Source organism: Mesorhizobium sp. P160187, from assembly GCF_057766425.1.
Genome location: NZ_JBYMDX010000003.1, coordinates 2,347,190 through 2,365,774, shown reverse-complemented (window position 1 = coordinate 2,365,774; position 18,585 = coordinate 2,347,190). Strand labels below are relative to the sequence as shown.

Genomic DNA, 18,585 nt, shown 5'->3' with positions numbered 1-18,585 from the left:
AAGTTCACCCATGTGGATGTTGCCCGCAGATAGATTGACTTCGTTGGGACAACGGTCTGCCTGGACCTGTCCTTGATTTGGCTTCGAGTGGGTGGCAACCAGTAAGCCAGAGCCATCAACCAGTCCTCAGGGTGCGCCACTTGCCCATATTCCCGTTCTCCGAAACGGATCCAATCCGGCATCCTGGCCCGCCGCCGAAAACGTCGGAGGTGGTCATTGCCGGTGGCGGCATCATCGGCGTAACGACAGCGCTTTTCCTGGCAGAGCGGAATATCCCGGTGACGCTGCTGGAAAAGGGACGCATTGCGGCCGAACAGTCGTCCCGAAACTGGGGCTGGATTCGAAAGCAGGGACGCGACGCCGACGAGTTGCCCATCGTCATCGAGGCTATTCGCCTGTGGCGGCAACTGGCTGAGGAATGCGGCGAGGACATCGGCCTGACCCAGACAGGTGTGACCTACCTGGCGAACACCGACAAGGACATGGCCGGCTTCGAAGCATTCATGAAGATCGCTGCGACGCATGCGCTCGACACCCGTCTCCTGGATGCAGACGAAACCGCGGCACTCATCAAAGGCATGTCGCGCAAATTCAAGGGCGCGATGACGACGCCCTCCGACATGCGGGCGGAGCCTTGGCTGGCGGTGCCCGCACTTGCCCGGCTCGCCGCGCGAAAAGGCGTCAAAATCGTCGAGAATTGTGCGGCGCGAACCCTCGAAATCTCAGGCGGCAAGGTCAAGGGCGTGTGGACCGAGACGGGGTATATCGAGGCCTCCAGCGTGCTGGTCGCGGGAGGTGCCTGGTCATCCTTGTTCCTGAGAAGACACGGCGTCTCCATCCCCCAGCTCAGCGTCAGGGTAACCGCAGCCGCAACGGACCCCTTGGCTGAAATCTATGCAGGTGCGGCGACTGACGAACACATCGCTTTCAGGCGCCGGCAGGATGGCGGGTATACGCTCGCCGCGGGCGGCAGCCATCTGCATTACCTGGGACCTGACGCCTTCCGGCACGCCACCAAATATCTTCCTGCGCTGAGGGACAATCCGCTGGGGACACGCTACTTTCCGTTCGCGCCGTCAGGTTACCCCGATGCCTGGTCGACGCCGCGCGATTGGGCGCCGGATTGGAAGAGCCCGTTCGAGAGAATGCGGGTGCTCAACCCGGCGCCTGAACCCGCCAAATTGCGGTCGATAGAACGCAATTTCAAACAGCTTTTTCCGCAGTTCGGGACGATTCGCCTCAAAGCCGGCTGGGGCGGCATGATCGACGCCATGCCCGACGTCGTCCCCGTCGTGGATCGGGTTGAGGCCGTCGGCGGTCTGTTCGTCGCGACGGGAATGAGTGGTCACGGCTTCGGTATCGGGCCTGGCATAGGCCGTGTCGTTGCCGACCTGATCCAGGGAAACCAGACGGGGCACGACCTCAGCCGCTTCCGGCTGTCACGCTTCCATGATGGCAGCCCTGTCCGGCTGGGCCCGGCGCTCTGAATTGGTGGCGCGAATTTCGCCCGGTTTACTTGTTCGCCGCCGCCTTCGTATCCAGCAGCCCATAACCGAAATCATTGTCCCGTCCCTTCGGACCGAGATCCCTGGCGGTGGCGGCCAGCGCCTTTTCGATGTCGTCGGCGGAGCGCTCGGGTGAAGCGTGGATCAAATTGGCGATAGCGCCGGACACGATCGCGGCGGCAAACGAGGTGCCGGTGACGACGTCAGAGCCGGCGCCGCTCGGCGCCACCATCTCGACGCCGGGCGCCGAGATGAAGACATAAGCGCCGCGATTGGCCTGCTGCATCAGCCCGTCCTTGGCGTCGGTGGCGGTGACCGCGATCACGCCGTCATAGGCGGCGGGGTAGCCATAGGGCGCTTTCGGCCCGTTGTTGCCGGCAGCAGCGACCAGGATGATGCCGAGCCCGCGCGCATTGCGGCAGGCGGTGGCGAGCAGATCGTTCTTGGGGCCGACGAAACTCATATTGATGATGCTGACATTCTGGTCCGCCGCCCAGTCGAGCGCCGACAGGATGACATCCATGGTCGACCTGCCGTCCTCGAAGGCGCGGGCGTGATAGATCCTGGCGCCGGGCGCCATGCCTTCGAGCGCGCCGACGCCGGCGATCAGCCCGTCGACCGAGGTACCGTGGTCACGCTTTTCGACCGGCACGTTGGGCATGGCGTCGAACTGGTCGGCAATGACGCCGGTCAGCGCCGGATTGGTGTCGTCTATGCCGGTGTCGATGACGGCGATGCGCACGTTTTCGCCACTGGCTTGCTTGTTGTCGAGCTGAATGCGCTCGAAGGCATAGTTGACGATGCCGGCCGCCTGCTGCAGCGAATAGATATGGTTTGGCTCGCGCCGCAGGGTGCGGCCATCGGCGGCCAGCTGCGCCAGCACGGCGCCGACCGGGCGGCCGTCGGGAATGCCGAAGCGCACCAGCGTGGTGCCGAGCAGCCGCGACTGGCGCTGCGAGCGCACTTCAAGGCCGAAGGAGGCGGCGATCTGCTGGACGGCGCCGGCATCGCCGTCGACGGTCACCAGCACCTCGTCGGGCACGAACTCGCCGGCGATGGCACGGCGCGGCGCGGTCGCGACAAGATCGGTCGGCGAAACGATCGCCCCGCCGGCGGGTGGCCCGGCCTGCGTGTCGGCAGGCGGCGCTGACGGCCGCGGCGTCGGCACGGGCGCTACGGGAGCCGGTGGGTTGGGAAACAGGTCGACGATCAGGGCCGGAAGGGTAACTGCGCCTGGTTCGCCGCCGACGTTGGCCTCATTGCCGTCTTTCGGGCAGTCGGCAGCCGCCGCTCCGGCCGCGTCGGTGCAGTCGGCCCGGCCGGCATTGGGATCATTGGTCTGCGCCGACGCCGGCACGGCGACGATTGTCGTCGCCGCCAGGATCGCCGCAAATCGAATGACCGCCCTAGCTGCCATCAACCGGTTTCCTTCCCTCGATCACAGTCTCCGCGAACGGCTGGGCGGCAATAAGGCCGACGAGCCTGGTGTAGTCTGCTCCGGTCTTGACCGGGATGGCAATGCGGAAGACGCCCGAGGCGGCCGGCCCGCCGGCGATCTTCAGCGCGTTCTGGTCGAGGAAAACAGCGATGTCGGACATCTTCGCATCCGGCTTGAACTTGACCAGCGCGAACGGCAGTTTGGCCAGATCATCCTCGGCGCCGGCAATCTCGAAATCATGGCTCTTGCCGCCGGTCTGCACGTAGGACTGCACCACGACCAACGCCAGCAGCACCGCCGCTGCCGCCCAGGCGACACCGACCGGCACCGCCATGAAACGGCCGAGTGCCTGCGCCAGCCAGGAACGGCCCGCGGGAGCGCGGACCGGTCCGGCTTCGGCGTCGAGCGCCCTGGCAAAGCGGCTGAGCGCATCGGCCGGTGGCCGGATCGCCTCGTTGGCGGCGGTGGCGCCGGAGAATTCCGCCTCAGCCTCGCCAAGCGCCGCCATCGCCGCCGGATCGGACGCCAGCCATTCCTCGACGGCTTCGAGGTCCGAGCCTTCCAGCGAGCCGTTCAGGTAGAACGGCAGCAGCGTTTCCATTTCGTCACGGCGCGACATTTTTTCAGCGGCGCTCATGTCTTCAGGATTGCTCATGGCCACCCCCTGTCGTAACCGGCGGCCTTGAGGGCTTCGCCGAGTTTCTTGCGGGCGTAGAACATTCGGGTCTTGACAGTGGCGACCGGGATGCCGAGTACCTCGCCGATCTCCGTCACCGACTGTCCATGGTAATAGGCAAGGTCGATCACCGAGCGGTGTTCCTCCGGCAAGGCATCGACGAAGCGCCGCAAGGCGGCGCCCTTGTCTTCCTTCATGGTGGCGACTTCCGGCGTGTCGGCGCCATCGGGAACCTGCGCCGCATCATCGTCATCGATCCAGTCTTCTTTTTTCTTGCGCAGCATCGACAGCGCCTTGAACCGGGCGATGCCGAGCAGCCATGTCGAGACTTCCGAGCGCCCTTCGAAACCGGGCGCCTGGCGCCACAGCTCGAGAAAGACCTCGTTTGCGATATCGTCGGCCATCATTTCCGATCCCGTCTGGCGCACCACGAAGCGGTAGACCCGCGCGTGGTGACGCATGAACAGCAGCCGAACAGCGGCACGGTCGCCCTTCGCGACCCGGTCGACAAGCGCGCGATCAGTCTCGGTCGCTGCCGTCATGGCCGGTCGAGCCGCCTGGCTCCTGTCTGCTCTGTCGCCGATAGGTTCAAAAAGGTTCATCCTTCCGCCAAGGAATTTTGGCGAAGCTAACCGAAGAGAGGGAGTGTTGCCAGAGCGTCTGTCCAGCCGATAGATGGGTAACACTTTGAACCGGATACGTAGGTGACACTTCTCTCCCCCTATGCGTCCGCCGCAGCGCCAAGCGGATTGGTTGGCGCGGCGCTGCGGCGGACAAGCTTCATGTGCCGTGTGTCGATGATGCCGAGCGGGTGGGCATGGAATGAGAGTGTCCATTGTCCGTCTTCGGTCTCCAACGCAGCGACCGGTTCGCCCGCCAGCGCTTGCGAGACATATATGAAGCCGCCATTCCATCGGATCTCGCCATTGTGGCGCACGCGGCGGACCGAGGCCTCGGCCGGATAGACGGGCTCGGGTGGTGTCCTGGGCATGGCGCGCTGTGAGGACCGGTAGTGCTGGGCGGGCGTATCCATGCCCAGCGCCTCATGGGGACGTTCCTCATTGTAGCTGTGGCGGAAGGTCTCGAAGGCCTGGCCCTGTGCCGTTCGGTCGGCTTCCGGTGCCTCGGCCATCGGCAGCATGGTCAGGTGAAAGCGCTCGTGACGTCCGTTCTGCTGTGGCCTGCCGGGTGCGATCCGCTCCAAGGTGATGCCGAGCTTGATGAAGCGCACGACAAGCGGCGTCAGCCCGGTGACGCCGGCCGATGCGAAGGGCGGGCCATTGTCGCTTCTGAAGCGATCCGGCAGGCCATGCTCTTCAAACAGCCGCTCAAACACCGGCCAGGCTTCGCTATCGGCCGTCGACCCCGTCGCTTCGAGCGCCAGAAGATAGCGGCTCGACGCATCCATCACCGTCAAGGGTTCGCAACGCCAGCCGTCGCGGGTCCGGAACCAGCCCTTGTGATCGCCAGTCCACACCGCGTTCGGCTCCAGCGGCTGTGGCCAGGGTCCATTGCCGCAGGCCCGCAGGCGGGGTCGCTTGCGGGCGCGGACAAGCCCATGCCGCGCAAGGATCGCGCCGACCGTCGAGGCTGAAGGCCACATGAACTCGCGAGCCGTGCGCCTGAGCCGTGCCACGATCTTCTTTGGACCCCAAAGCGGATGCAGCTCCTTGGCCGCCACAATCCGCTCAACCAGATCCTGAGCTGTCGCCCGGCCATGATTGAGCGGGGCTCGCGGCAGGTCGTGCAAACCCTCAGGCCCAAACGTCCGATAGCGTCCTAGCCATTTGTAGCCGTTCTTGCGTGAGATCCCGTAGGCCGCACAAAGCGCAACCATCGTCTCATCCCCAGAAAGACACTCCACAACAAACCGTAGCCGCTCGTCCATGATGCCAGTCTCTCGCCAAACCATCGCCGGTCCTCCGGCGGACAAGAAAACTGTCACCCATGCTATCGGTCCATTCTGTTACCTATCTATCCGGTTCGGACACGTCTCCCTTCTCCCCGTCACTATACGGGAGAAGGTGCCGGCAGGCGGATGAGGGGCGGCGCCGGCGTTGGGGTATTTATTTTGATGTTAGCGCTGCCCCTCACCCTTACCCTCTCCCCGTATAGTGACGGGGAGAGGGGGTAGCGAACGGCGGCTCAGCGACGACCTCCGTCACCCCAAAAACGGCTTAGCCTTCATGGTCTCCGGCACCGGCACACCCAGCCGCTTCAGCACCGTCGGCGCCAGCTGCAGCTGATCGAGCAGCGTGTCCGGATCCGGCCCATTGCCTTCCCCAAAATAATACAGCGCGAAATCCTGCATTTCGTCGTCATGGCCGCCATGATGGCCGCGGTCTGTCTGGCCGTGGTCGGCGGTGACGATCACCTCGTAACCGGCCTGCCGCCATCCCGGCAGAAAGGCTGCCAGCATGCCGTCCATCGCATAGCAGGCATGGTCCATTTCGTGGCAGTCATGGCCGAAGCGATGGCCCATCGAATCCAGCGTGCAGGTGTGCAGGATCCCGTAGTCGATGGCGTGGCGCCGGGTCAGCTGGGTCAGTGTGGCAAACAAATCGACATCGCTCGGCGTCATCTGGTTGCGCAAATTGTAGCCGGTCATGGTGTGGAAGCGGCCATGCGCGATCGGTCCGCTGGGCTCGTCATACTCCATGTCCTCGACCAGATCGAACGGATAGGAACGAAAGAATTCCGACCAGTAGGAATGCGTCACTGCGCCGGTCTTGCCGCCGGCCTTGCTGACCTCGGAGAAAATATCCGGCTTGTTGACGAGAAAACGGTTCTCGTTGGATAGGATGCCGTGCTCCTGCGGCGAAACCCCGGTGTGGATCGAGGCATAGCAGCAGGCCGAGGTCGACGGCAGCACCGAGCGCATCTTCCACACCTGCGCCTCGCCCGACTGCACCCAGCCCTCGAGATTGCCCATCAGCCGGCGCCAGTTCCGGTAGGGCACGCCGTCGAGAATGATGAGCAGCAGTTTGGTCTTGAGCGCCATGGGCGGCTCCGGAAAGCTTTTGCCGTTGAAGGAAGTTTTCGCGACAAAGGCCGCGAATTCCCTACTAGTTCCCCGCGCTCGCCATGCGCCGTCCCTTGATCGCCTTTTCCAGCCAGCCGATCTCCATCTCGGGAACGGACGACAGCAGCAGGTCGGTATAGGCGTCGAAGGGCGGCGTCAGCACCTTGCTCTTGGCGCCGTAGCGCACCACCTCGCCGCGATACATCACCGCGATCGAATCGGCGATCGACTTCACCGTCGCCAGATCGTGGGTGATGAAGAGGTAGGCGACCTTCTCGTGCTGCTGCAGGTTGAGCAGCAGCTTGAGAATGCCGTTGGCCACCAGCGGGTCGAGCGCCGATGTCACCTCGTCGCAGATGATCAGCTTGGGCTTGGCGGCGAGCGAGCGGGCGATACAGACGCGCTGTTTCTGGCCGCCGGAGAGTTCGGCCGGATAGCGGTCGAGAAAGCCCTTGCCCATCTCTATCTCATCGAGCAGTTCGGCGACACGTTTGTCGCGCTCGCGGCCGCGAATGCCGAAATAGAACTCCAGCGGCCGGCCGATAATGGTGCCGACGGTCTGGCGCGGGTTCATCGCCACGTCGGCCATCTGGTAGATCATCTGCAATTGCCGCAGATCCTCCTTCGGCCGGTCGGCAAGCCTGTTGGCGAGCGGCCTGCCGTCGAAGGTGACGGTGCCTTCTTCCGGCGGCAACAGCCCGGTGATGGCGCGCGCCAGCGTCGACTTGCCGGAGCCGGATTCACCGACGACGGCCAGCGTCTGTCCCGGATAGATGTCGACCGAGACGTTCTTCAGCACCTTGACGTGGCTGCCGCCGTAAGCGGCGGTGACGTTCTTGACCGACAGGAACGGCGCGGCGCCGGGCTTCTGCTCGGCATGCTCGATCTCATGCACCGAGACCAGCGCATTGGTGTATTCCTGGCGCGGCTCCTTGATGATCTGGCGGGTGCCGCCCCATTCGACCAACCTGCCATGGCGCAGCACCATGATCTCGTCCGAGACCTGGGCGACGACGGCAAGATCGTGGGTGATGTAGAGCGCCGCGACATGGGTGTCGCGGATGGCGTCCTTGATCGCCGCCAGCACGTCGATCTGCGTCGTCACGTCGAGCGCCGTGGTCGGCTCGTCGAAGACGATCAGGTCGGGTTCCGAACACAGCGCCATCGCCGTCATCACGCGCTGCAACTGGCCGCCGGAGACCTGGTGCGGGAAGCGTTCGCCGATGGTTTCGGGGTTCGGCAGGCTGAGCTTCTTGAACAACGCCACGGCACGTTTCTCTGCCTCGGCGCGTGTCGCCGTGCCGTGCAGCAGCGTTGCTTCCACCACCTGGTCCATCAGCTTGTGCGCCGGATTGAAGGCCGCGGCCGCCGACTGCGCGACATAGCAGACCTCGCGGCCGCGCAATTTGCGGAAACCTTCCTTGCCGCCCTTGAGAATATCGCGGCCGTTGAGCAGCACCTCTCCGCCGGTGATGCGCACGCCGCCACGGCCATAGCCCATCGACGACAGGCCGATGGTCGACTTGCCGGCGCCGGACTCGCCGATCAGGCCGAGCACCTTGCCCTTTTCCAGCGTCAGCGAGACATCGTGGACCAAAACGATGTTCTTCGGCGCCTCGCCGGGCGGAAACACTGTCGCTTCGATGCGCAGATTGCGGATATCGAGCAGCAGGCCGGGCTTTGCTTTTGTGTCAGCCATCACCCGCGTCCTCCCTTCAGGCTTGTCGTGCGGTTGAGCACCCAGTCGGCGACCAGATTGACCGAAATCGCCAGTGCTGCGATCGCCGCGGCGGGAATGAGTGCCGCCCCGATACCGAAGACGATGCCGTCCTTGTTCTCCTTGACCATGCCGCCCCAGTCGGCATCCGGCGGTTGCACGCCAAGCCCGAGAAAGGAGAGCGTCGACAAGAACAGCACCGCGTAGATGAAGCGCAGACCAAGTTCCGAGACCAGCGGCGAAAGCGCGTTGGGCAGGATCTCGCGGAAGATGATCCAGCCGCTGCCTTCGCCCCGCAGCTTGGCGGCCTCGACATAATCCATGACGTTGATGTCGACGGCCACCGCGCGCGACAGCCGGTAGACGCGGGTCGAGTCGAGGACGCCCATCACCAGGATCAGCGTCACCAGGTTGGTCGGCAGCACCGAAAGCACGACGAGCGCCATGATCAAGGTCGGGATCGACATCAGCAGATCGACAAGGCGCGACAGCAGCGTGTCGAACCAGCCGCCGAACACCGCCGCCGAAAAGCCGAGGATGGCGCCGAGCGAGAATGACAGCGCGGTGGCCAGCACCGCAATGAACAGCGTGATGCGAGCGCCGTAGATCATGCGCGACAGAAGATCGCGACCGAGATTGTCGGTGCCCAGCAAATGTGCCGCCGTCATCGGTTCCCAGACATCGCCGACGATTTCGGCATTGCCGTACGGTGCGATCAACGGTGCGAAAACTGCCGCCAGCACGAACATAGCTGTCAGCACGATGCCGATCAGTGCGGGGATGGGGATGCGTTTGATGTCGAGCATGCCCGCCGCCTATTTCGGATGTCTGAGGCGCGGATTGGCGACAATCGCCCCGATGTCCGCAATGATGTTGAGGCTGATATAGACGGCGGCGAAGACCAGGCCGACCGCCTGCACCACCGGCACGTCGCGCTTGGTGACGTGGTCGACCAGATATTGTCCCATGCCGGGATAGACGAAGATCACCTCGACCACGACGACGCCGACGATGAGGTAGGCGAGGTTGAGCATGACCACGTTGATGATCGGCGCTATGGCATTGGGGAAAGCATGCTTGCGGATGACGTTGAAGGCCGACAGGCCTTTCAGTTCCGCCGTCTCGACATAGGCCGACTGCATGACGTTGAGGATGGCCGCGCGGGTCATGCGCATCATATGCGCCAGCACAACCAGCGTCAGCGCGGTGGCCGGCAGCGCGATCGCCTGCATGCGCTCACCGAACGGCATGCCGTCATAGACCGTGGAAATGGCCGGGAACCATTGATACTTCACGGCAAAGAAATAGACGAGCACATAGCCGATGAAGAATTCCGGGAAAGATGTCGAGGCGAGCGCCAGGCCGGAGATCAGCTTGTCGACCCAGCCATTGCGGTAACGCACGGCGATCAGGCCGAGGATGATGGCCAGCGGCACGGCCACGATCGCAGCCCAGAAGGCGAGGAACAGCGTGTTCCACAGCCGCCCCTTGATCGACGTGGCAATATCCTGGCCGCTCGACATCGCCGTGCCGAGATCGCCGGTGAGCACACCGCCTAGCCAATGGAAATACCTGATGTAAGCCGGCTGATTCAGGCCGAGCTGCTCGCGCAGATTGGCGAGCGATTCCGGCGTCGCCGACTGTCCGAGAATGGCTTGCGCGACGTCGCCGGGCAGGATCTGGGTGCCGGCGAAGATCAGGACCGAAACGGCCAGCAAGAGGACGATGCCCAGCGCAACGCGCTGGGCCACAAGTTTCACGACGGGTGAGGACATATCCGCAAAGCCGGGCTCAGGCTTCGAGCCAGCACTTCGCCAGCGCGTAGCCGTTCATCAGCTCCTGATGCGGATCGTCGACCCAGCCGCCGACCTTGGCGCCTGTCGCATCGATGAACTGATTGAACATCGGCAGGATCAGGCCGCCCTCGTCGCGCACCAGCACGGCCATGTCGTGGTACATCTGCTTGCGCTTGGTCTCGTCGAGTTCGGCGCGTGCAGCCAGCACCAGCTTGTCGAAGTCCGGACGCTTGAAACGGGTGTCGTTCCAGTCGGCGGTCGACAGATAGGCGGTCGAGTACATCTGGTCCTGGGTCGAGCGGCCGCCCCAATAGGAGGCGCAGAAGGGCTGCTTGTTCCAGACCTCGTTCCAGTAGCCGTCGCCGGGCTCGCGCTTGAGCTCGATCTTGATGCCGGCCTTGGCCGCGCTCTGCTGGAAGAGCTGCGAGGCGTCGACCGCGCCCGGGAAGGCGACGTCGGAGGTGCGCAGCAGCACGGTGCCGTCATGGCCCGACTTCTTGTAGTGGAACTTGGCCTTGTCGGGATCATATTTGCGCTGCTCGATCTCGGAAAACAGCGGATAGGACGAATTGATCGGGAAGTCGTTGCCGAGCGAGCCGTAGCCGCGCAGCACCTTGTTCAGCATCTCCTCACGGTCGATCGCGAGCTTCAGCGCCATGCGCAGGTCGCTGTTGTCGAAGGGCGCGGTGTTGCAATGCATGATGAAGACATAGTGGCCGGGGCCGGCATGGTTGCGGATGGTGACGCCCGGTACGCGCTTGATCAGGTCGACGATCTTCGGCTCGACGCGGTTGATCATGTTGACCTGGCCGCCCTGCAGGGCCGCCGTGCGCGCGGTCGCGTCGTTGATGACGATGATCTCGATCTGGTCGGCATGGCCCATCTTGTCGGCCTGCCAGTAATTGGCGAAGCGCTCGCCGCCATGGCGCACGCCGGGCTCGTTGGTGGTGACCTTGTAGGGTCCTGCCGAGATGCCGGCATCCGCCTTGTCCTTGCCGCCGTTGGGCTGGACGATGAGGTGGTAGTCGCTGAGGAGATACGGAAGGTCGGCGTTGGCCTCCTTCAGCGTCAGGACGACTTCCTTGCCACTGGCTTTGATGCTGTCGATGCCCTTCATGTAGCCCAGCGCGCCGGACTTCGACTTTTCATCGGAATGGCGCTCGAGCGTTGCCGCCACATCCTCAGCGGTCACCGTCTTGCCGTTGTGGAATTCGACGCCGTCGCGGATTTTCAGCGTCCACACCTTGGCGTCGTCCGACGAGCCGATCTCTTCGGCGATGCGGTTCTCGAGCTTGCCTTCCGGGGACAGCTCGACGATCAGTTCGCCCCACATCTTGCCAAAAGCGAACGGCACTTGCGTCATGAACAAAGCCGGGTCCAGGCTGTTCGTGGATTCGCCGCCGACGAGGCCGGCCTTCAGCGTGCCGCCCTTGACCGGGCCTTCCGCACGAGCCGCACTGGAAAGCAGCATATTGGCGAAGGGCGCTGTGACGCCGAGTGCGGCGGCGCGGCCGAGGAAATCACGACGGCTCAGCTTGCCGGACGCAACGCGCCGGCTCAGATATTCGAGTTCGTTGGACATTTGAGTTCCTCACTCTGTTGGTTCGACCTTATGGTCGTTTTTTGCTTGTTGTTACCAAAGGGATATTGACCGGAAGGCAAAGCCGTAAGCAAGACGGAATGCGACATGCCGTGGCGTAAATCGTGCGTCGCAACTGGACCAGTCGGGTGGACGCTCAGAGCAGGTCGCGCGGGATCGTCTCTTCGAAATCGCGTTCGAAAACCAGCGTTTCGCCCTCATAGGCTGCGATTCTGGCGCTGACGATGAAGTTTTGCGCATCGCAGCGGATTTCAGCCGACGTCTCGGTGCGCACCGACCATCCGTTTCGCGACAAGGTCTGCGTCCAGTGCGTGCGGCCCGAGGCAGACAGCGGGTCGTCGGGGTGGATCGTCCAGCTCTCGCGGGCAATGCTGCCATTGGCCAGTCCATGCGCGAGATCGCGCACTTCTCCGAAATCATCCGTGATCGACAGCGTGACGATGCCGGTCTTCTCATCGCGATCGACGTGACGCTCGGAATTCGCTGTACGAACTGTCTCGGTTGCCCAGGGTGTTGCGCCTTCGGGAGACTGGAATGAAGTCTCGTCGCTTTTTGCGAGCGGGCGCAGCGGCAGCCTCAGCGTCGCCGCTGAAAGGTCGAGCCGCACCGGCTCCGGCGACGGCCAGATCATCGGCCAGTAAGCGTTGGAAACAGCGATGCGCAGGCGGTGTCCGGCCGGCACGCGGTAGGCGCACTGGTCGAGAATAACGCGCGCCGAAACCGTTTCGCCCGGCACCAGCGCTTGCGGCTGTTCGTGCGAAGCGCGATGCGTCAGGTTGAGCACGCCGTAGGAGATCAGTTCCGAGGCGCCGTCGGGGTGCACGTCGCACAGCCGCACCGCGATGTTCGCCTGCGGGCGATCGGACGACACCCGGATGAGAAGCTCCGGCGCGCCGACGATGTCGAGTGCCTCGGCAAGCACAGGCTGATCGAAGCAGACGGACAGCGCATCGTCCGGGCGCTGGTCGCCGGGCAGTTCCGGGCCAAAGGTGAAGGGAAAATATTCGCCGCCGGCGAGCCCGCAGCTTTGCGGGGTCGCCACGATCGCCGGCCTGACGCCGTCAGCAATGAGTTCGATCGCCCCGACCTTGATGTTGGGAGACGGCCATTCCTGTTCGGCCACCCAACGGCCCGGCCGCTCCGTGTGCCAGCGCGCCGGCCGCACACTGTCCATGACATAGGCGCGGTAGTCCGGGTCGGCCTCGACGCCGGTGTCGACGCCCTTCAACCAGTTGTCCCACCAGCGCAACGCCTCCTGCAGGAAGCCGATGGCGGGTTTGGGTTCGGCATAATGCGGGTATTTGTGGATCCATGGCCCGACAATGCCCTTCACCGGCGCCTGGATGTTGGTGACCAGATGCGAGATCGTGTTGCGGTAGCCGTCATGCCAGCCGCCGATCGACAGCACGGCGGCTTTGACCGCGGAGAAATCCTCGCAGATCGAACCGCGTTTCCAATAGGCGTCGCGATGCTGATGGCTGAGCCAGAGCGGCAGAAGGAAAGACTGGTTCTCCAGCCGCGTCAGCCAGAGGTCGCGCCAGCGATTGTCGCCCGCAATCAGCGGATCCGGCGGTCGCGACGAATAGGACAACATAGTCGAGGCCCAGCCGAAATTTTCCGTCAAAAGGCAGCCGCCCTTGTAGTGGATGTCGTCGGCGTAGCGGTCGACGGTCGAGCACAGGCTGATCACCGCCTTCAGCGCCGGCGGCTGCTTGGCCGCTACCTGCAGGCAGTTGAAGCCGCCCCAGGAAATGCCCATCATGCCGACGCTGCCATTGCACCAGGGCTGTGCTGCCGCCCAGGCAATCACATCACAGGCGTCCTGCAATTCCTGTTCGGAATATTCGTCGTCCATCAGCCCTTCGGAATCGCCATTGCCGCGCATGTCGACGCGGATCGAGGCGTAGCCGTGGCCGGCGAAATAGGGATGCGTCAGCTGATCGCGAAAGATGGTGCCGTCGCGCTTGCGGTAGGGCAGGTGCTCGAGGATCGCCGGCACCGGATCGCTGCTGGCGTCCTCCGGCATCCAAACCCGCGCCGACAGCCGGCAACCATCCGGCATGACGATGCCCATATCGGGGAATTCGACGACCTTGCGGGGAAATTCGGTGATGGTTTTCATGCGATGCTCCAGGATGTCAGTGACGCATGAAGCGGGCATGTCATGAAGTCAAACGGGCGACGGCCGGTGTCGCCGCGACGACGCCACGATATGTAGCCCGATTGTTTTGCCCTGATGTTGCAGGATTATAATTAATGTATTACATCTATTAACTGAACCCAACGTGATGAGGATGGTTTCGCCTGAAAATCGTTTGGGATGAGCCAAAGCGCGTGACGAACCTGGACAGCCGGGGTCTCGATTTTGCCGAACTCGATATTGAGTTTTTTGCGACTTCAACCGTCCTTCCAGCCAAGGCCGACCGGTTCAAGGCGATTGGCGAATTCGGAGAGATCATCCTGGCCGTGATTTTCAAGCCGCTTGGTTCGGAGGCGATTTCGGTGATCTCGATGCGCCGTGCCAGCCGAAAGGAAAGGTCAGTATATGAACAATCCTAAATCGCGTGTTCGACCGCTTACCGATGCGGAGGAAGTGGAAATTCAAAGACAAATTGTTGATGATCCCGACGATGCGGAGACGACAGACGAACAGTTGGCGCAAGCCAGGCCTTTCGCGGAAGTGTTTCCAGAACTTTTCGAGAGCATAAGGCGTGCTCGTGGCCGGCCAGCCGTGGAGAAGCCTAAGCAAGTCGTGTCCATCCGTCTGGATCAGGATGTCATCAGTAAATTCAAGGCGACCGGCAAGGGCTGGCAGGCCAGGATCAACGAGGTGCTGAAAAACGCGAAGGTAGGCTAGGCAATCCGCGTCAGTTCAGCGGAATGTCGTTTTCGGCCTTGCGCGCCTGATAAGCGCCGGACAGTTCGTCGTAGCGGGCGGAAATATTGCCGATCCTTGCCTCAAGCCGGCCGCGCTCGGCCTCGGGCAGCGCCCGCACCAGCCTGCGAATGGAAAAACTCTTCCAATAAGTGTTCTCGGCATTGTAGCCGCCGGGATCAAGAGTGAAGACCTCTTTCAGGATTTTCAGATCGTGCGGGATCGCAAAGCTGTCGCGTGAATCCTCGTGGCTGAAGAGGTAGTAGAAATTGTCGAAGCCGGTCCAGGTGATCGCCGACAGGCAGAGCGAGCAGGGCTCATGCGTGGCGATGAAGATGGCGTCCTTGGTGTCGACGCGCTCGGCTTTCGGCATTTCATAGAAACGCTTCAGGCAGTGCACCTCGCCATGCCAGAGCGGATTTTCCATCTCGTTGTTGGTTTCGGCCAGCACCAGCGAGCGGTCGCCCTTCCGCAGGATGGCGGCGCCGAACAGCTTGTTCCCATGGGCCACGCCCTCTGCCGTTTTCGGCACGATGTCGTGCTCGATGACATCGAGCAGGCGGTCGATCAGCGATATGTCGGTCATTTCTCAGGTCTCGTTGGGGAGATGGATTTCGTAGGTGTGCGAGAAATGGAACTCTTCGAGGTTGGAGCCGTCACCGCCGCGGTCGACGATGACGAAATCCTGCGCTTCGCCGAGCGGCGTCAGCACGCCGTGCCAGAGATTGCGCGGATAGTTGACGCCTTGCCCGGGTGCGGTGATGAAGGCGTGCGGCTCGCCCGGACCGTCCTTGCCGTCATGGCAGACGACGACCAGGAAAGGCCGCGGTGACAGCGGGATGAACGCCTGGCTGCCTAAGGGATGGCGCTCGACCATGGTCAGCTTCAGCGGCAGGTCGTAAGGCGTGCCGCGCGCCATCGAGATCAGCACGCAGGCATTCGGTCCCGCGGCTTCAGCGGTGGCGAGATTGTGGTAGCGCTCGGTCTTGCCGCCATTGATCGGGTAGTGATTGCCGCCGCCCATGTCGATGACATCGCCGAAGCCGGCAAAGCTTTCGCGGGTCAGCGGCCGCGCTGTGATGCGGGTCACCGCGCGCGACCGCCAATGCCCGCCCCGCCGAGCTTGGCGTGCCGGTTGACGTCCTTGTAAAGGAGATAGCGGAATTTGCCTGGGCCGCCCGCGTAGCAGGCCTGCGGGCAGAAGGCGCGCAGCCACATGAAGTCGCCGGCCTCGACCTCGACCCAGTCCTGGTTGAGGCGGTAGACCGCCTTGCCTTCCAAGACATAGAGCCCGTGCTCCATGACATGCGTCTCGGCAAACGGGATGACGGCGCCGGGCTCGAGCGTGACGATGGTGACATGCATGTCGTGGCGCATGTCGGCCGGATCGACGAAACGGGTCGTCGCCCAGCGACCCTCGGTGCCGGGCATCGGCGTCGGCGCCGTTTGCTGGTCACTGCTGAACAGGACTTCCGGCGCGTCGATGCCGTGGACGGCCTCATAGGCCTTCCTGATCCAGTGGAAGCGTACGGCGTCGCGACCTTCGTTGCGCACCGTCCAGCCGCTGTCCGGCGGCAGGAAGGCAAAACCGCCGGCTTGCAGCACGTGCTTCTTGCCGGCCAGCGAAACGGTCAACTCGCCCTCGACCACGAACAGCACGCCCTCGGCGCCGGCGTCCGGCTCGGGCCGGTCGCTGCCGCCGCCGGGCAGGACCTCGACGATGTACTGCGAAAATGTCTCGGCGAAACCCGACAGCGGCCTGGCGATGATCCAGGCCCTGGTCTCGTCCCAGAACGGCAGGGGGCTTGTGACGATGTCCTGCATCACCCCCTTGGGGATGACGGCATACGCTTCGGTGAAGACGGCGCGGCCGGTCAAAAGCTCATTTTGGCCGGGATGGCCGCCATGCGGTGCATAATAGGTTTTCTGGTCAGTCTTGATCATATCCATTGGGTCCTGACCCCTCAGTCATTTCATTAGAGCGGGAGCATGTCTTTCAGGCGGAGCAGCGCGATGCGCTCGACCTGTTTGCAGGCGGTATCGAGTTCTACGCCACGGCTGTTGCCGATGCGCGCCTCGAACTCGGCGAGGATCTCCTCCTTGGTCTTGCCCCGCACCGCGATGATGAAGGGAAAGCCGAAGGTGGTGACGTAAGCGGCGTTGAGCTTGGAAAACAGCTCGCGCTCCTTGTCGGTCAGCGCGTCGAGGCCGGCGGAGGCCTGCTCGCGTGTGGATTCCGCAGTGAGGCGTCTCGCTTCGGCCAGTTTGCCAGCGAGATCGGGATGGGCGTTGAGGACACCGATCCGCTCGGTTTCGCTGGCGGCGCGGAAGACGCGGCAGAGCGCATTGTGCAGGCCGCCGGCGCTGTCATGCGCCGGCCCAAGCTCCAGCTCATAGGCACGTTCGGCGATCCAGGGCGAATGTTCGAACACGCCGCCGAAAGTGTCGACGAAGGTCTCGAACGCCATCTTCGACGGCTTGAGCGCCGCCGGCTGGTAGGGGTGGTTCTCCTGCCAGTGCCTGGCGATATCGATGCGCCGTGCCAGCCAGACCTTGTCGTGCGATCTGACATAGTCGACGAAGCGCTTCAGCGCCGCCACCCGCCCGGGACGTCCGACGAGGCGGCAATGCAGGCCGATATTCATCATCCGCGGCCGGCCCGCTTTGCCCTCGGCATAGAGCGTGTCGAAACTGTCCTTCAAATAGGCGAAGAACTGGTCGCCGGAATTGAATCCCTGCGGCGTGGCGAAACGCATGTCGTTGGCATCGAGCGTGTAGGGGATGACGAGTTGCGCGCCGCCGCCGTGCTCGAACCAGTAGGGCAGTTCGTCGTCATAAGTGTCCGACACATAGTCGAAGCCGCCCTCTTCGGCCACCAACCGCACCGTATTGACCGAGGTGCGGCCGGTGTACCAGCCGGTCGGCCGTTGGCCTGTCACCTCGTAGTGCAGCTTGATCGCCGCTTCGAGGTCGCGGCGCTCGTCCTCGGCGCTGTGGTCGCGGTAGTCGATCCATTTCAGCCCGTGCGAGGCCATTTCCCAGCCGGCCTCCTGCATCGCCGCCACCTGGTCGGGCGACCGGGCTAATGCTGAGGCGACCCCGTAGCAGGTCACCGGCACTTGCGCCTCGCTGAACAGGCGCAGCAGCCGCCAGAAGCCTGCCCGCGCGCCATATTCGTAGATCGATTCCATGTTCCAGTGGCGCTGGCCGACCCAGGGCGCGGCGCCGACGATTTCCGACAGAAAGGCTTCCGAGGCCTTGTCGCCGTGCAGCACGCAGTTCTCGCCGCCTTCCTCGTAGTTGACGACGAATTGGACGGCCACATGCGCACCGCCCGGCCATTTCGGATCCGGCGGATTGGCTCCGTAGCCGCGCATGTCTCTAGAGTAACGCATTGCCCCTCCCCGCCGGACGCTGCCGGAAGTTATGATCAGGATAGTCGAAAGGGTTGCTCGCGCATTCCCCCGAAATTTTTGAAAGTGTTTTTGTGCCACTCCGCTCGACCGGGACTTATGCATCGCCTTTAATTGGCGCACAATTCACTGCTTTGTTCGGCTGTATCGGAAATGGGAGGCGCCAGTGGCAGAAACGTCGAAAGCCGATGGCGGACGTCTGACGACGCATGTGCTCGACACCGCGACCGGCAAGCCGGCGGCGGGCCTGTCGATCGCGCTTTATCATCTTGAGAGCGACGCGCGGATACATTTGAAGACCGTCGTCACAAATGCCGACGGCCGCTGCGATGCGCCGCTGCTGGCAGGAGCGGAATTCCGCCTTGGAGAATACGAACTGGTGTTCGCCGCCGGTGACTATCTACGCGGCCAGGGCACCAAACTGCCGGAACCGGCCTTCCTCGACAGTGTGCCGATCCGCTTCGGCATGGCGGAATCCGTGCATTATCACGTGCCGTTGCTTATCTCTCCTTATGGCTACTCGACCTACAGGGGGAGCTGACG

At 63.3% G+C, this 18,585-nt stretch carries 18 protein-coding genes; 4 read left to right on the top strand and 14 right to left on the bottom strand.

What is annotated here, in order from left to right:
* Positions 1 to 140 precede the first annotated feature (140 nt).
* A complete protein-coding gene (locus AC3CCE_RS14920; RefSeq protein ID WP_352624110.1) occupies positions 141 to 1,487 on the top strand; it encodes an NAD(P)/FAD-dependent oxidoreductase in 1,347 nt (448 codons plus the stop codon).
* 25 nt (positions 1,488 to 1,512) lie between these two features.
* Here AC3CCE_RS14920 and AC3CCE_RS14915 read toward each other — a convergent pair whose 3' ends face one another.
* The 10 genes from AC3CCE_RS14915 to AC3CCE_RS14870 form a co-directional block, all read right to left on the bottom strand.
* Positions 1,513 to 2,922 (bottom strand): S8 family serine peptidase, encoded by a 1,410-nt coding sequence (locus AC3CCE_RS14915; RefSeq protein ID WP_352624112.1) that lies wholly within the window; start codon positions 2,920 to 2,922, stop codon positions 1,513 to 1,515.
* The gene (locus AC3CCE_RS14910) at positions 2,912 to 3,580 is read right to left on the bottom strand and encodes a hypothetical protein (RefSeq protein WP_023703636.1); all 669 of its coding nucleotides are present in this window, start codon (positions 3,578 to 3,580) and stop codon (positions 2,912 to 2,914) included. The genes AC3CCE_RS14915 and AC3CCE_RS14910 overlap by 11 nt, the downstream gene beginning before the upstream one ends.
* A 14-nt stretch (positions 3,581 to 3,594) precedes the next feature.
* Positions 3,595 to 4,161 (bottom strand): sigma-70 family RNA polymerase sigma factor, encoded by a 567-nt coding sequence (locus tag AC3CCE_RS14905; RefSeq protein ID WP_023683483.1) that lies wholly within the window; start codon positions 4,159 to 4,161, stop codon positions 3,595 to 3,597.
* 179 nt (positions 4,162 to 4,340) lie between these two features.
* Positions 4,341 to 5,531, bottom strand: a complete 1,191-nt coding sequence (locus tag AC3CCE_RS14900; protein ID WP_488377155.1) for an integrase core domain-containing protein — start codon at positions 5,529 to 5,531, stop codon at positions 4,341 to 4,343.
* 249 nt (positions 5,532 to 5,780) lie between these two features.
* Positions 5,781 to 6,620: an alkaline phosphatase family protein gene (locus tag AC3CCE_RS14895; protein WP_023822089.1), complete on the bottom strand. Its 840-nt coding sequence runs from the start codon at positions 6,618 to 6,620 to the stop codon at positions 5,781 to 5,783.
* A 64-nt stretch (positions 6,621 to 6,684) separates the two neighbouring features.
* Positions 6,685 to 8,340 (bottom strand): ABC transporter ATP-binding protein, encoded by a 1,656-nt coding sequence (locus AC3CCE_RS14890; protein ID WP_023695964.1) that lies wholly within the window; start codon positions 8,338 to 8,340, stop codon positions 6,685 to 6,687.
* Positions 8,340 to 9,164 (bottom strand): ABC transporter permease, encoded by an 825-nt coding sequence (locus AC3CCE_RS14885; protein ID WP_023671389.1) that lies wholly within the window; start codon positions 9,162 to 9,164, stop codon positions 8,340 to 8,342. The genes AC3CCE_RS14890 and AC3CCE_RS14885 overlap by 1 nt, the downstream gene beginning before the upstream one ends.
* A gap of 9 nt (positions 9,165 to 9,173) precedes the next feature.
* Positions 9,174 to 10,133: an ABC transporter permease gene (locus AC3CCE_RS14880; protein WP_023671388.1), complete on the bottom strand. Its 960-nt coding sequence runs from the start codon at positions 10,131 to 10,133 to the stop codon at positions 9,174 to 9,176.
* Positions 10,134 to 10,149: 16 nt separating this feature from the next.
* A complete protein-coding gene (locus AC3CCE_RS14875; protein ID WP_023671387.1) occupies positions 10,150 to 11,736 on the bottom strand; it encodes an ABC transporter substrate-binding protein in 1,587 nt (528 codons plus the stop codon).
* Positions 11,737 to 11,890: 154 nt separating this feature from the next.
* Positions 11,891 to 13,876 (bottom strand): CocE/NonD family hydrolase, encoded by a 1,986-nt coding sequence (locus AC3CCE_RS14870; RefSeq protein WP_352627387.1) that lies wholly within the window; start codon positions 13,874 to 13,876, stop codon positions 11,891 to 11,893.
* Between the two features lie 182 nt (positions 13,877 to 14,058).
* Here AC3CCE_RS14870 and AC3CCE_RS14865 point away from each other — a divergent pair, with 182 nt between their 5' ends.
* Both AC3CCE_RS14865 and AC3CCE_RS14860 read left to right on the top strand, forming a co-directional pair.
* On the top strand, positions 14,059 to 14,313 hold the full coding sequence (locus AC3CCE_RS14865) for a BrnT family toxin (RefSeq protein WP_023700404.1): 255 nt from the start codon (positions 14,059 to 14,061) through the stop codon (positions 14,311 to 14,313).
* A complete protein-coding gene (locus tag AC3CCE_RS14860) occupies positions 14,300 to 14,611 on the top strand; it encodes a BrnA antitoxin family protein (protein ID WP_023671384.1) in 312 nt (103 codons plus the stop codon). Before AC3CCE_RS14865 ends, AC3CCE_RS14860 begins: the two co-directional genes overlap by 14 nt.
* Before the next feature lie 10 nt (positions 14,612 to 14,621).
* Here AC3CCE_RS14860 and AC3CCE_RS14855 read toward each other — a convergent pair whose 3' ends face one another.
* The 4 genes from AC3CCE_RS14855 to puuE are packed head-to-tail and all read right to left on the bottom strand — an operon-like array spanning position 14,622 to position 18,024.
* Positions 14,622 to 15,215, bottom strand: a complete 594-nt coding sequence (locus AC3CCE_RS14855) for a nucleoside deaminase (protein ID WP_023700405.1) — start codon at positions 15,213 to 15,215, stop codon at positions 14,622 to 14,624.
* 3 nt (positions 15,216 to 15,218) lie between these two features.
* A complete protein-coding gene (locus tag AC3CCE_RS14850; RefSeq protein ID WP_023700406.1) occupies positions 15,219 to 15,719 on the bottom strand; it encodes an ureidoglycolate lyase in 501 nt (166 codons plus the stop codon).
* Entirely contained in the window at positions 15,716 to 16,573 is an 858-nt protein-coding gene (locus AC3CCE_RS14845; protein ID WP_488377154.1) for a bifunctional allantoicase/(S)-ureidoglycine aminohydrolase, read from the bottom strand. Before AC3CCE_RS14845 ends, AC3CCE_RS14850 begins: the two co-directional genes overlap by 4 nt.
* 32 nt (positions 16,574 to 16,605) lie before the next feature.
* The gene (gene puuE / locus AC3CCE_RS14840) at positions 16,606 to 18,024 is read right to left on the bottom strand and encodes an allantoinase PuuE (protein ID WP_352627384.1); all 1,419 of its coding nucleotides are present in this window, start codon (positions 18,022 to 18,024) and stop codon (positions 16,606 to 16,608) included.
* Between the two features lie 184 nt (positions 18,025 to 18,208).
* Between puuE and uraH the strand changes: the two genes are divergently transcribed.
* Positions 18,209 to 18,583, top strand: a complete 375-nt coding sequence (gene uraH, locus AC3CCE_RS14835) for a hydroxyisourate hydrolase (RefSeq protein ID WP_023694734.1) — start codon at positions 18,209 to 18,211, stop codon at positions 18,581 to 18,583.
* Positions 18,584 to 18,585: the final 2 nt, after the last annotated feature.